At 72.9% G+C, this 12358-nt stretch carries 13 protein-coding genes and 3 tRNA genes; 12 read left to right on the top strand and 4 right to left on the bottom strand.

The annotated features are described in order from the left end of the window. Together ACYVJE_RS09980 and ACYVJE_RS09985 are read right to left on the bottom strand one after the other, a co-directional pair. The gene (locus ACYVJE_RS09980; protein ID WP_461144258.1) at window positions 1-1305 is read right to left on the bottom strand and encodes a hypothetical protein; all 1305 of its coding nucleotides are present in this window, start codon (window positions 1303-1305) and stop codon (window positions 1-3) included. Between the two features lie 230 nt (window positions 1306-1535). Beyond that, window positions 1536-1841, bottom strand: coding sequence for a DUF6191 domain-containing protein (locus ACYVJE_RS09985; RefSeq protein ID WP_459157425.1), 306 nt, complete (start codon window positions 1839-1841; stop codon window positions 1536-1538). Between the two features lie 65 nt (window positions 1842-1906). On the opposite strand from ACYVJE_RS09985, the gene ACYVJE_RS09990 reads away from it, so the two are divergent. Beyond that, complete coding sequence (locus ACYVJE_RS09990; protein ID WP_459157424.1) at window positions 1907-2215, top strand: hypothetical protein; 309 nt, start codon at window positions 1907-1909, stop codon at window positions 2213-2215. A gap of 10 nt (window positions 2216-2225) precedes the next feature. On the opposite strand, the gene ACYVJE_RS09995 is transcribed toward ACYVJE_RS09990, so the two are convergent. Further along, window positions 2226-2642: a TIGR03668 family PPOX class F420-dependent oxidoreductase gene (locus tag ACYVJE_RS09995; protein ID WP_459157423.1), complete on the bottom strand. Its 417-nt coding sequence runs from the start codon at window positions 2640-2642 to the stop codon at window positions 2226-2228. Window positions 2643-2897: 255 nt separating this feature from the next. On the opposite strand from ACYVJE_RS09995, the gene ACYVJE_RS10000 reads away from it, so the two are divergent. The 7 genes from ACYVJE_RS10000 to ACYVJE_RS10030 all read left to right on the top strand — a co-directional run bounded on the left by ACYVJE_RS10000 (window position 2898) and on the right by ACYVJE_RS10030 (window position 8694). Then, window positions 2898-3887: an alpha/beta hydrolase gene (locus tag ACYVJE_RS10000; RefSeq protein ID WP_461144259.1), complete on the top strand. Its 990-nt coding sequence runs from the start codon at window positions 2898-2900 to the stop codon at window positions 3885-3887. 322 nt (window positions 3888-4209) lie between these two features. Then, the gene (locus ACYVJE_RS10005) at window positions 4210-6966 is read left to right on the top strand and encodes a putative bifunctional diguanylate cyclase/phosphodiesterase (protein WP_461144260.1); all 2757 of its coding nucleotides are present in this window, start codon (window positions 4210-4212) and stop codon (window positions 6964-6966) included. Between the two features lie 140 nt (window positions 6967-7106). After that, window positions 7107-7179: transfer RNA gene (locus tag ACYVJE_RS10010), tRNA-Thr, on the top strand. A gap of 84 nt (window positions 7180-7263) precedes the next feature. Continuing rightward, window positions 7264-7339: transfer RNA gene (locus ACYVJE_RS10015), tRNA-Met, on the top strand. A 69-nt stretch (window positions 7340-7408) separates the two neighbouring features. Beyond that, complete coding sequence (gene rpmG / locus ACYVJE_RS10020; protein WP_459157420.1) at window positions 7409-7573, top strand: 50S ribosomal protein L33; 165 nt, start codon at window positions 7409-7411, stop codon at window positions 7571-7573. A 234-nt stretch (window positions 7574-7807) separates the two neighbouring features. After that, window positions 7808-8269 carry an FAS1-like dehydratase domain-containing protein gene (locus ACYVJE_RS10025; RefSeq protein ID WP_461144261.1) on the top strand — a complete coding sequence of 154 codons (462 nt, stop codon included), beginning with the start codon at window positions 7808-7810 and terminating at the stop codon, window positions 8267-8269. Continuing rightward, the gene (locus ACYVJE_RS10030; protein WP_459157418.1) at window positions 8266-8694 is read left to right on the top strand and encodes a MaoC family dehydratase; all 429 of its coding nucleotides are present in this window, start codon (window positions 8266-8268) and stop codon (window positions 8692-8694) included. Before ACYVJE_RS10025 ends, ACYVJE_RS10030 begins: the two co-directional genes overlap by 4 nt. 110 nt (window positions 8695-8804) lie before the next feature. On the opposite strand, the gene ACYVJE_RS10035 is transcribed toward ACYVJE_RS10030, so the two are convergent. Then, the gene (locus ACYVJE_RS10035; RefSeq protein WP_461144262.1) at window positions 8805-10034 is read right to left on the bottom strand and encodes a pyridoxal phosphate-dependent aminotransferase; all 1230 of its coding nucleotides are present in this window, start codon (window positions 10032-10034) and stop codon (window positions 8805-8807) included. Between the two features lie 270 nt (window positions 10035-10304). On the opposite strand from ACYVJE_RS10035, the gene ACYVJE_RS10040 reads away from it, so the two are divergent. From ACYVJE_RS10040 to rplK, 4 genes are all read left to right on the top strand, one after another. Next, window positions 10305-10377, top strand: a tRNA-Trp gene (locus ACYVJE_RS10040). A gap of 30 nt (window positions 10378-10407) precedes the next feature. Further along, window positions 10408-10812: a preprotein translocase subunit SecE gene (gene secE / locus ACYVJE_RS10045; protein WP_461144263.1), complete on the top strand. Its 405-nt coding sequence runs from the start codon at window positions 10408-10410 to the stop codon at window positions 10810-10812. 78 nt (window positions 10813-10890) lie between these two features. Then, window positions 10891-11742: a transcription termination/antitermination protein NusG gene (nusG, locus tag ACYVJE_RS10050; protein WP_461144264.1), complete on the top strand. Its 852-nt coding sequence runs from the start codon at window positions 10891-10893 to the stop codon at window positions 11740-11742. A gap of 136 nt (window positions 11743-11878) precedes the next feature. After that, window positions 11879-12313: a 50S ribosomal protein L11 gene (rplK, locus tag ACYVJE_RS10055; RefSeq protein WP_459157414.1), complete on the top strand. Its 435-nt coding sequence runs from the start codon at window positions 11879-11881 to the stop codon at window positions 12311-12313. Window positions 12314-12358 lie beyond the last annotated feature (45 nt).

Here is a 12358-nt window from a genome sequence, read left to right on the forward strand (position 1 = left end):
TCAGGCTCCGAAGACCACGACGTGCAGCGCTCCGGCGAGGAGCCCCAGCGCGGCGCCGTGCAGGATCAGCAGCCACTCGTCCTCCTTGATCGCCGACCGGAGGGATTCGGCGAAGTCCGCCGGGCCCATGCTCCGCATGCGCTCGGCGACGAGCCGGTAGATGTTCTCGCTCTGCTTGCGGCTGAAGGCGGCGTCCCGCAGCGACACGTCGCTGAACTGCCCCGCCTTCCGCGCCATCGTCCCGGTCATGCTGCGGTACTGCCGCTGCCCGAGCGTGAACCGCAGGGGGATGTGCACCGAGTCGACCGCGCGGGTCACGGCGGGGCGGAGGTGCCGTTCGATCACCCTGCTCGTGCGGTCCCCGCTCGGCCCGTGGAAGAGCTCCCGGCTGATGTTGTCGAGCGTGATGACCTCGTCGGCGATGATGCGCGCGTAGATGTCGGCGACCTCCCGCTGGCGCCGCAGGAACAGCCCCTGGATCCGCAGCGGTCCGATCCTCCGCGGCTGCACCGGTTCGAAGATCGCGGCGATGGCCAGCCAGTTCGTGACGTGGCCGATCACCACTCCCGCCACGGGCAGGACCCACCAGTGCGGGAACACCGCCGTGACGAAGATCAGCGGGACGCCCAGGAGCAGGCCGAACAGGAAGCCGAAGTGCACGATCATGCGAAGCTCGCGCTTGCCCACCTCGTAGAAGACCTTGTTCGCCAGCGCCGGGTCCTGCTCCATGTGCCGGATGACCATGATCTTCACGTCGAGGATCTGGTCGATGTCCGAGCCGATGCCGCGGGTCACCGACCGGGCGATCTCCGGCAGCTGCCCGGCGAGCCGGTCGTGGATGGCGTCGCGCACGCGGCCGGGCGCCGTGGCCCACAGGGTCGGGTACCAGGTCTTGACGAGGTTGTCGATCAGCGCGTCGATCTCCTTGTCGGAGGTGTGCAGGATGTGCCGCGCGATGACGTCCGGGTCGAGCTGCTCGTAGAACTCCGCCTGGGTGCCGAGCTTGGACAGTCCCTTGTCGACGGCGACGCTGCCCATCTTCGCCGCGCGGGACGGGATGATCCCCTGCCAGCCGAGGTGCCCGTTGCGGATCCCGAGGGGGACCTGGAGGACCCTGCGGGGCAGGAGCTGCGCCAGGGCGGCGAGCCCGGGAACCCGGACGCCGCGGAAGCGCACCGGGTAGAACAGCATCCACACGCCGGTGGCGTTGGTGATCCACCCGATCACGGCGGTGAACAGGGGGATCGACGCGTGGTGGACGGCACCGCTGGTCTCCACGAGCGGAAGAGGCGATGCCAGGTCCATCGTTCACCCCGTCGACGTGCGGTGCCGGATCGGCCGCGAAGCACGGGGTGCGGGCTCGTGCGGACCGATCCCGCGCCGCCGGCTCGGTGCCCCCCGCGGACGCGGCCGTGCGCCCCTGTCCGCCTGCCGTTGCGCGCTCGGCAGTGTAGATCAGGGCGCACCCGCGTGGCCATGCTCGCCCGCGCAACCGTCCCGGGGCGCCCGAGCTGCGCCGGGCCCTCGCTGCGCTGCTACTGCGCCGCTGCGCCCGGTTCGCGCGAGTCCGCGGGGCTCAGGCGCACCACCCCGGAATCGAGGTCCAGCGGTCCGCCGCCCGCGCTCGCGGAGCGGTCGTCCTCGGTGACCAGCTCGACGCGCCGCAGGTGCTCCTGCTGGTGCTGGGCGCCCGGGTTGAACAGGCCGTCCACGCCGAGCACCGCGCCGGCGGCGGGCCGGTGCTCGCGGGCGGGGCGGTGCTCGCGCCCCGCCCCGGACGTCCGGTCGGTGGCACGCCGCCGCCACCGCCGCCGTGCCCGTCCCGCCCGGTCGATCGCCATGCCCTCCACCATACGGCTCCGGGCGCGGTCACCGCCGCCACCGCGCGGGCCAGTACGGTGGGACCGTGTCGGACCCGCGCGAGATTCAGGTCGCCACCGCCGAGCTCGGTGAGCTGTCCGCGGCGCTGGACGTGGTCGACGAGCGCGCCGTGCTCAACCACCGCTACCGCAAGCTCATCCACACCTCCCGCGAGGAGCTCGCCGCCGAGCACGTGCGGCTGTCGCAGGCCCGCGGCATCGCGAAGCGCCTCATGGTGCTCGCCCGGGCCGGCGGCGAGGGGTTCGCCGAGTCGCTGCCGGCGGAGGAGCGCCGCGCCCTCGACGACGGGTTGGCGAAGGCCGACGAGCTGGTCTTCCACACCGAACCCGGGTGAGCCCCGCCCCTCACGCGCCGCCGGACCAGCCGCTCCAGGTCTCGACGGTGACGACGATCAGCTCACCGGAGGGCGGCTGCCGGCGGTACTGCTCGTAGCGCTCGCACAGCGCCCGCACCAGCTCCGGGTGCTCGGCGGCGGTGGAGATCGCCGCCGTCCCGTCGGCGCGCACCCACCACAGCCGGCTCCAGTCCGCGTCCTCGTAGTGGTCGGCGAGCAGCGACACGCGCGGGTTGGCCTCGATGATCCGCAGCCGGCGCAGCCGCCGGCCGCTCTTCGGCTTGTGGTCGACCGCGGTGACGACCTGGTCGCCGCGGGCGGCGAAGGTCACCGGGACCAGGTGCGGACGCGTCCCGTCGGAAGTGGCCAACCGCGCCACGCGCGCCCCGCCGAACCAGCAGCGGGCCTGCTCCGCGGACAGCCGCACCGGTCATCCCTCCTGCTTCGCCGCACCGCAGCAGCACCCCGTTCCCGGGACACCGGGCCCGGGAGGATCCAGGTGCATGGTGCCACCGCGCTCGGGGGCCGCGCCCGCGCTGCGGACGTGCCGGGCCGGCTGCGGGCGCGCGGGGATCGCCGCCGGGCGCAGCGGGCTGCTCCGAACGTCCGAAGGCCCCTGCGCCACCCGGAGGCCGCGGTTGCGCGAACTTCGCGTTCCGCCCCGATGTCCTATGTTCGGGGTGTGCCTTCGTGCGCTTCGACCGCCGGCGACATGGCCGGCCCCACCTACCGCGACAGCGGTCACTGGCGGCGGTACCAGGAGTTCTTCCCGACAGCGCTGCGCGTGCCCGAGGGCGGCGCGCCGGACGAGGAGTGGTGGCGCGGGTGCGCCGGGCGGATCCACCTCGACCGCGTCGCGCGCCCGGAGGCCCGGGCGAAACTGCTCGTGCTGCACGGGGTCGGCACCTACGGCCGGATGCTCGCACCCTTCGGCCGCCTGCCGGGGCTCTCCGAGTACGAGTTCCTCGCCCCGGACCTGCCCGGTTTCGGGCTCAGCCGCGAGAACCGCGACCGGTGCTGCCCGGCCAGCTACACCCGGTGGGTGGAGTGCCTGCGGCTGCTCGTGCGGGCCGAGCGCGCCCGCGACCCGCGCCCGGTCGTGCTGTTCGGGCTGAGCACCGGCGGTCGTCTGGCCTACGACGTGGCCGCCGCGGGCGCCGACGTGGCGGCGGTGATCGCCACCTGCCTGGCCGACGCGCGGCACCCGGCGGTGCGCCGGAGGCTGGCCGCGCACCCCGGCTACGCCCGGTGGGCGCGGGCGCTGCCGTTCGTCCCCCCGCCGCTGGACGCGGTGCGCGTGCCGATGACGTGGGTGGCGAACCTCGCCGCGGTCAGCAACAACAGCCGGTTCGCGCAGCTGGTGCTGGCCGACCCGCTCGGCGGGGCGAGCGGGCTGCCGCTGCGCCTCGCGCGCACCTGCCTGGGCAGCGCGCCGGTGGTGCCGCCGGAGGTGTACACCGGCCCGCCGCTGCTGCTGGCCTGCCCGGACGAGGACCGGTGGTTGCCGCCCGCGGTCTCCCGCGCGTTCCTCGCGCGGATGGACGTGGCCCCGGGCGGGCCGACCCGGTACGCGCCGCTGCGGGGCGCGGGGCACGTGCCGGTGGAGGAGTCCGGACTGGCCGACCTCGACCGGGCCGCGCGGGACTTCCTCGACGAGTTCGAGCCGGGCTGAGCCCCCGCGGCCGCCCGCACGCTACGGAACGTGCCCGCAGGAACGCGAAACGTGCCCTCCCGGCTGCGTTGTGCTGATGATTGTCACACCGCCCGGGTTCCCCCTCCGGCGGGCGTTCGGAGCAGGTCATCGCGGGGTCCCGGACGCGGTGCGCGTTGCGCGCCCCCCTCCCGCGGGTGCGGGCAGCGCGCAGTCTGGCCTCATCCGCTGTTCGTGGGGGAGGATCAGCCCGTCGGACGCTGTTCGTGCGGCGGGACCCGGCTCGTCGAGCCGGGTCCCACCGGACCGGTGGGCCCGGACCAGCGGGCGGGGAGGTGCGCTGATGATCCAACGTCACCGCCCGCCGCATTCCGACGCGGAGGTGCGCCCCCCGGTGCGCTCCGATGCGGACCCGGTCCGCCGCAGGCGGTTCCGGAAGTTCTCCGGGGCGGTGCTCGGCTGCGGGCTCGTCGTCGCGGCGCTCGTCTCCTGGTGGCTGCCGTTCCACTACGACGGGGGCCTCTTCCTGGCCGCCCCGGCGCTGTTCTTCGGGTTCCTGCTCGCCGAGCGGTTCACGATCGACGTGGACGTGCGGCGCGTCGGCTGGACGATCTCGTTCACCGAGATCCCCCTGCTGATGGGGATGCTGGTCGCGCCGTTCGAAGTGGTGCTGATCGCGAACGTCGGCGCGGGGCTGGCGGCGAACCTGGGCAGGCGCGCGGCGACCCACGCGGTGTACAACTCCGGCGTCCTCCTGCTGGAGACGGCGCTGCCGTTCGCCGCGGCCCACGCGCTCAACCGGGCGCTGCTCGGCCTCGCCCCGCAGTGGTTCGGTCCCGTGGTCGGCACGCTGATGTCCTCGCTGATCAGCTGCGGCTGCGCGCTCGCCGCGGTGTACGTGCTGGGCGGGCCGATGCGCATCTCCGGTGGCGTGCGCCTGGCCGTGCGCACGTTGGCGGTCGGGCTGTTCAACACCGCCGTCGGCCTCGTCGGCTACGAGGTGACCCGCAGCACGGCCTGGGGGTGGCTGCTGGTGGTGCTCGTCGCCACCGGGGTGGCGGTGCTCTACTGGGCCTACTCCGGCCTGCTGCGGGAGCAGCGGGACCTGGAGACGCTCAGCGACGTGAGCCTGCGCGTGGCCCGCTCCGGCCAGACGGCGCGCTTCTCCCGCGACGCGCGCAGCGGGGATGACGAGGGCTGGGCCGCGGAGTGGGATCCGATGGCCGAGCGCATCCGCGAGCAGCTCAACGCCAAGCGCGTCGTGCTGCGGCTGCTCACCGACCCGAACCGGGCGGAGGAGGGGACGGCCACCGGCGCGGAGCAGTACTGGAAGCGCGCGCACCCGCCCGCCGGCGGCTCCGCGCCCGCCCCGACCGAGCACCGCCGGAACGGGCACCGGCGGAGCGAGCACCGCACCGTCGTCGCCGGTGAGGAGCTGCCACCGGAGGCCGCGGAGCTGCCCGCCGGCGATCCGCTCTCGCTGCTGCCGGGGGAGCACGTCCGCTCGTACCGCGTGGGCGATGCGCCCGAGGAGGTGCGCGGGGCGCTGGCCCGGCGCGGCGCCTACGAGACGCTCGCCGCGCCGCTGCGCGGGGCGAACCAGCTGCTCGGCACGATCGAGGTGCACGACCGGTTGAGCCGCTGGCGCGGTTTCGGGCGCGCCGACGTGCGCCTGCTGCACACGCTGACCAGCCACCTGGCGACCGCGCTGGACAACCGGCGGCTGCTGGCGCGGCTGCGGCACGACGCCTACCACGATCCGCTGACCGGGCTGCTGAACCGCACCGGGTTCTGCGAGGTCGCGGCGGGGCACATCGCCGACCTGGCCTCCGGGCGGTGGGCGGACCGGGGGCGCGGGGCCGTGGTGCTGCGGGTGGACCTGGAGGTGCACACCACGGTCAGCGAAGCCCTCGGCCACATGTGGGGCGACCGCCTCGTGATCGCGGTGGGCGAGCGGCTGCGCGAGCAGCTCGGCGCGGTGCCGCTGGCCCGCCTGGAGGGGGACTCGTTCGCCGTGCTGCTCCTCGACCACACCGAGCAGGAGGCGCACGCGGCCGCCGAGCGCCTGCACGGCGCGCTGAGCGATCCGTACCCGCTGGACCGCATCGTGATCGAGGCCACGGCTGTGGTCGGGTACGTGTCGACCCACCCCGGCGACGGCGAGCCGGAGACCGACGTGGACACGCTGCTGCAGCGCGCGGACATGGCGCTGCGGGCCGCGCGCAGCGGCGAGGACGGGGTGCGCGGCTACGCGCCCGCGATGGGCCAGGTGTTCCTGCGCCGGTTCCAGCTGGTGACGCAGTTCCGCCACGCCTTGGACTCGGGGCAGGTGGAGGTGCACTACCAGCCGAAGGTCTCGCTGCCGCGGTCCCGCGTGATCGGCGCCGAGGCCCTGGTGCGCTGGTCGCACCCCGAGTACGGGCGGCTCGATCCGGACGAGTTCGTGCCGGTGGTGGAGGCGACCGGCCTGGTGGACGCGCTGACGGCGTTCGTCCTGGAGTGCGCCCTGCGCAAGGTGCGTGAGTGGCTCGACCGGGGCATGCGGATGTCGGTGGCGGTGAACCTGTCGGTGCGCAACCTCGGCGACGCCGAGTTCCCGGACCGGGTCGCCGAGGGGCTGCACCGGTACGGGGTGCCGCCGGAGCTGGTGACCTTCGAGCTGACCGAGTCGAGCGTGATGGCGGATCCGGAGCGCTCGTTGCCGGTGCTGCGGCGGCTGCACGCCCTCGGGGTGGTGCTGGCGGTCGACGACTTCGGCACCGGGTACTCCTCGCTGGCCTACCTGCGGCGGCTGCCGGTGGACGAGGTCAAGATCGACAAGAGCTTCGTGCTCGGCATGGGCACCGACCTGTCGGACATGGCGGTGGTGCGCTCGATCGTGGAGCTCGGGCACTCGCTGCACCTGGCCGTGGTGGCCGAGGGCGTGGAGGACGACGCCGCCCGGGAGCAGCTGGTGGAGATGGGCTGCGACGTGGGGCAGGGCTACCTGATCTCGCGACCGCTGTCGGAGCAGCGGTTCGAGGCGTGGCTGGACGCGCGCACCGCCCGGGACGCCGTCCCCGGCGGCGAGGAGGTCCTCACGCTGCTGCCGCGGGCGTGAGCCGCGGCCGGGGCGGTGCCGGAGCGAGCTGCGCGCCGGGCGGCCCGGCGGGAGTGCCCAGCGAAATCGCGGGAAACCCACCCCGCTGCACGTCCGCGAGCGCGGGGTGTGTAAAGTATGAATCGCTCCGCACGGAGCACGCCCCAATAGCTCAGTCGGTAGAGCGTCGCCATGGTAAGGCGAAGGTCTGCGGTTCGAGTCCGCATTGGGGCTCGACAAGCGACTGCGGTGCTCCAGGGTCGAGTGCCGTGGTCGCTGGGCATGGGATATCCTGTGTTGGCCGGGATTCCCAGGCATGGCGGTGTAGCTCAGTCGGTAGAGCAAGCGGCTCATAATCGCTGTGTCGTCGGTTCGAGTCCGGCCACCGCTACCATGAGTTGGGTCCCCGGCGTGTCCGCCAGGACCGTCCAGGAATCAGACCGAGCAGAGAAAGGCACCTCCCGTGGCCGCCACTGACATTCGCCCCAAGATCACGCTGGCGTGCGAGGAGTGCAAGAACCGCAACTACATCACCAACAAGAACCGCCGGAAGACTCCGGACCGGTTGAACTTGAAGAAGTTCTGCAACACCTGCGGTCGGCACCAAGTGCACAAGGAAACCCGCTGAGCCAGCGGTAACCAGCCATCGAGAACCCGCCCCCGGAATGCCCGGGCGGCGGGTTCTTCGCGTGTGCGCCGGGTCTCCCGCGGCGCGGGATCCCCCAGCAGTACCGGGTTGCCCGCGGCGCGGGGCTGCCGGCAGCACTGGTTCTCCCGCGGGGCGGGGTGTCCGCAGCGCCGGGCCGCGCGGGCCTCCCCGGTGGTGGAACCGGCCGGAACGCGCGCGGGTAACCTTCCGGACGTGCCGCTCGATCAGTCATTCACAGGACGTGAGTACCCCGCCGGCGACGCCTACGAGGTGGGGCGGGAGAAGATCCGCGAGTTCGCCGCGGCGATCGGCGATCCCTCGCCGCTGCACCGGGACTCCGAGGCCGCGCGCGCGGCCGGGTACGCCGATGTGATCGCACCGCCGACCTTCGCCGTGCTGCTGTCCATGCGGGCGCAGGAGGCGCTCGTCGCGGACGAGGAGCTCGGCCTGGACTACAGCCGCGTGGTGCACGGTCAGCAGGAGTTCCTGCACCACCGGCCGATCCGCGCGGGGGACCGGCTGGTCAGCACGGTGCACGTGGACGATGTGAAATCCCGCGCCGGCAACGACTTCCTGACCGTGCGCGCCGAGATCGGCACGGAGTCGGGGGAACCGGTGTGCACGGCCACGTCGACGCTCGTGGCGCGCGGGACGGCAGCGGAAGGGGACGCATGATGCCGCGGATGTCCGAGGTTGCGGTGGGCGAGGAGCTGCCCGCGCTGCACGTCCCGGTGACCCGGGCCGACCTGGTGCGGTACGCGGGGGCCTCGGGGGACTTCAACCCGATCCACTGGAACGAGCGCTTCGCCACCGAGGTGGGCCTGCCGGACGTGATCGCCCACGGCATGCTGAGCATGGCCCTGGCGGGCCGGGTCGTCACCGACTGGACGGGCGATCCCGGCGCGGTCGTGCGCTACGCCGTCCGGTTCACCCGGCCGGTCGTCGTCCCGGACGACGACACCGGAGCGGTGCTCGACGTCGGGGCCAAGGTCGCCGCCAAGGACGAGGAGGCCGGCACGGTGCGGATCACCATCACCGCCCGCAGCGGCGGGCAGGGCGTGCTCGGGGGTGCCAGCGCCACCGTGCGCCTGCCCGCCTAGGGAGTCCGCGGACTCCCCCGCGGCTACCCGATGTCGGGGTTCCCGCAGCGCGGCCTCGCTGCGGGATCCCTCCCACCCGACCCGCTGCACCGGCCGATCCGAGGACCCTCCTACTCCGCCTCGCGGAGGAGGGCGCCCATCCGGCGGACGCCGGTGGCGAGGTCCTCGTCACCGAGCGCGTAGGACATGCGGAAGTAGCCCGGGGTGCCGAAGGCCTCGCCGGGCACCACGGCCACCTCGGCCTGCTCGAGCACGAGCTCGGCGAGCTCGACGCTCGTGGCCGGGCGCCGTCCGCGGATCGAACGCCCGAGCAGGTCCTTGACCGAGGGGTAGGCGTAGAAGGCGCCCTCCGGCTCCGGGCACTGCACGCCGGGGATCTCCGAGAGCATCTGCACGATCGTGCGGCGCCGCCGGTCGAAGGCGGTGCGCATCTCGGCCACCGCGTCCAGCGGTCCGCTGACGGCCTCGAGCGCCGCCCGCTGCGCGACGTTGGTGACGTTCGAGCTCAGGTGCGACTGCAGGTTCGCGGCGGCCCCGACCACGTCGTCCGGGCCGATCATCCAGCCGACCCGCCAGCCGGTCATGGCGTAGGTCTTGGCCACGCCGTTGAGCACCACGCAGGTGTCGGCCAGCTCGGGCACGAGCACGGGCATCGAGGCGTTCTCGGCCGAGCCGTAGACGAGGTGCTCGTAGATCTCGTCGGTGACCACCCAGATGCCGTGCTCGAGGGCCCAGCGGCCGATCCGCTCGATCTCCGCGGGCGGGTAGACGGCACCGGTGGGGTTGGACGGCGAGTTGAACAGCAGGACCTTGGTGCGCGGGGTCCGCGCGGCCTCGAGCTGCTCGACGGTCACGCGGTAGCCGGTGGACTCGTCGGCGCCGACCACGACCGGCGTCCCGTCGGCGAGCTTGATCGCCTCCGGGTAGGTGGTCCAGTACGGCGCGGGCAGCAGGACCTCGTCGCCGGGGTCGAGCAGGGTCTGGAACGTCTGGTACACGGCCTGCTTGCCGCCGTTGGTCACCAGCACCTGCGAGGCGTCGACGCGGTAGCCGGTGTCCCGCGCGGTCTTGGCGGCGACGGCCTCGCGCAGCTCCGGCAGCCCGGAGGCGGGGCTGTAGCGGTGGTTGCGGGGATCGGCGCACGCGGCCGCGGCGGCCTCGACGATCGGCTGCGGGGTGGGGAAGTCGGGTTCGCCGGCGCCGAAGCCGATCACCGGACGCCCCTCGGCCTTGAGGGCCTTGGCCTTGGCGTCGACGGCGAGCGTGGCGGACTCGGTGATGCCTCCGATGCGCGCGGAGACCCGTGCTGCGTTCCGGGTTGCTGGTTCAGGTGCGGCCATGGCTGCATACTGGCAGACGGGCCCGTCCGCCGGATCTCCGGCTCGGCGTGCGCGGCGCGGGCGTGTCGGGGAGTGCACCGCTGTCCGCTCGGGAAACGCGGCCGCCGGCGCGGGTGAGGGGGTGCCGTGTCAGCCCGCGCGTGGTGTGCCGTACACTTTTGGATCCGGGAGACCTTCACCCGCGATCCCGCCGCACGCAGTCCGCTGCGCGCGGGCGAGGCGATGTGGGCGGGGTGGTGGTTTCCCGATGTCGTGGCCCGCGGGCTGCGAAGGGGTGTAGCTCAATTGGCAGAGCACCGGTCTCCAAAACCGGCGGTTGCGGGTTCGAGTCCTGTCACCCCTGCGTCGATGCGACGGTGAGCGGAGGAGTTCCGTGAGCGAGGACCGCGAGCAGGACCGGAACGGGGAGTCCGAGGGGACTTCCCGCCCGTCCAGCGCCGCGGCGCGGCGCCAGCGCCGCGCCTCCGCCCGCTCGGCCGGTCGGAAGGGCCGTACCGGTGAGTCGGTGCCGGGTGGCTCCGACTCGGCGCGCACAACAGAGTCGAAGGGTCGGCCCACTCCTCCGCGGGAGGGCCGGCAGGGCCGGGTTTCGCCGTTCCACAAGATCGGGCGCTTCCTGCGTGAGGTCGTCGGCGAGCTGCGTAAGGTCATCTGGCCCACGCGGAAGTCGCTGGTGACCTACACTCTCGTGGTGCTGGTGTTCGTCAGCGTCATGGTGGCGTTCATCGCTGGGGTCGACCTGCTCATCGCGAAGGGCGTGCTCTGGTTGTTCGGCTGAGCACCTCGGCTCCGCGCGGCGGGACGGCGGATGCCCTTCGACCCGGCACGCAACGCACGAGAGGAAGCGAGACCGACAGTGACCTCCGACGAGGGCCAGGAACTGACCGGCCGTAGCGAGCAGGCCGAGGCCGAACAGGTCGGCGAGGCGTCGGCTGCTGACTCGGTTGTTGCCGAATCGGCCGACACCGCCGCCGAGCCGGCCGTCCCGGAGGCGGCCGAGGAGGACTCCGCGGGCGACCGGACCAGCGCGGACGAGGCGGCTGCGGACGAGGCCGCCGGGGACTCCTCCGCGGAGGAGGGCGAAGCCGACCCGGTCCAGGAGCTGCGCGATGCCCTGCGCCGCGCACCCGGCGACTGGTTCGTCGTGCACTCGTACGCCGGCTACGAGAACAAGGTCAAGAACAACCTCGAGATGCGGGCGCAGACCCTCGACGTCGAGGACTACATCTTCCAGGTCGAGGTGCCGACCGAGGAGGTCGCAGAGGTCAAGAACGGGCAGCGCAAGATGGTGAACCGCAAGGTGCTGCCTGGTTACATCCTGGTGCGGATGGAGCTCAACGACGCCTCCTGGGCCGCGGTGCGGAACACGCCCGGCGTCACCGGATTCGTGGGGGCGACCTCGAAGCCGTCCCCGCTCAGCCTGGAAGAGGTGCTGAAGTTCCTCGCGCCGCAGGCGGAACAGCCCGCCAAGGGCTCCGAGACGGCGAAGAAGGCCGCGCCGCAGCAGCAGGCCGCCGCGCAGCAGCCGGCCGTGGAGGTCGACTTCGCCGTCGGCGAGTCGGTCACCGTCATGGACGGGCCGTTCGCGACGCTGCCGGCGACGATCAGCGAGGTCAACGCCGACGCCCAGAAGCTCAAGGTGCTGGTGTCGATCTTCGGCCGGGAGACGCCGGTCGAGCTGTCGTTCAACCAGGTTTCCAAGATCTGACCGGCTCCGCAGCAGGAGCACGGCCAACGACGCGCGGCACGGCAGTGCGCGCGGTGGCGGGTGGCCACCGGGTGGCCCCGCCAGATTCGGTTCCGGGGCAGGCCGGGACCGGGTGATCGGATAGCGAGGAAGCGAAATGCCGCCCAAGAAGAAGAAGCTTGCAGGAATCGTCAAGCTGCAGATCCAGGCCGGCCAGGCCAACCCGGCTCCGCCGGTCGGCCCGGCGCTGGGTCAGCACGGCGTGAACATCATGGAGTTCTGCAAGGCCTACAACGCCGCCACCGAGGACCAGCGCGGCGATGTGGTTCCTGTTGAGATCTCCGTGTTCGAGGACCGGTCCTTCGACTTCAAGTTGAAGACGCCGCCGGCCGCGAAGCTGCTGCTCAAGGCAGCCGGCGTGCAGAAGGGCAGCGGGACGCCGCACAACAACAAGGTCGGGAAGGTCACCCAGGACCAGATCCGCGAGATCGCCGAGCGGAAGATGGTCGACCTCAACGCCAGCAGCATGGAGCAGGCGGAGAAGATCATCTCCGGTACTGCCCGGTCGATGGGTCTGACCATCGACGCGTGACCCCGCGGCTCGACCCGGTCGAGCCGGACGCCCCGCCGGTCGGAA

It is taken from the genome of Salinifilum aidingensis (assembly GCF_054782015.1).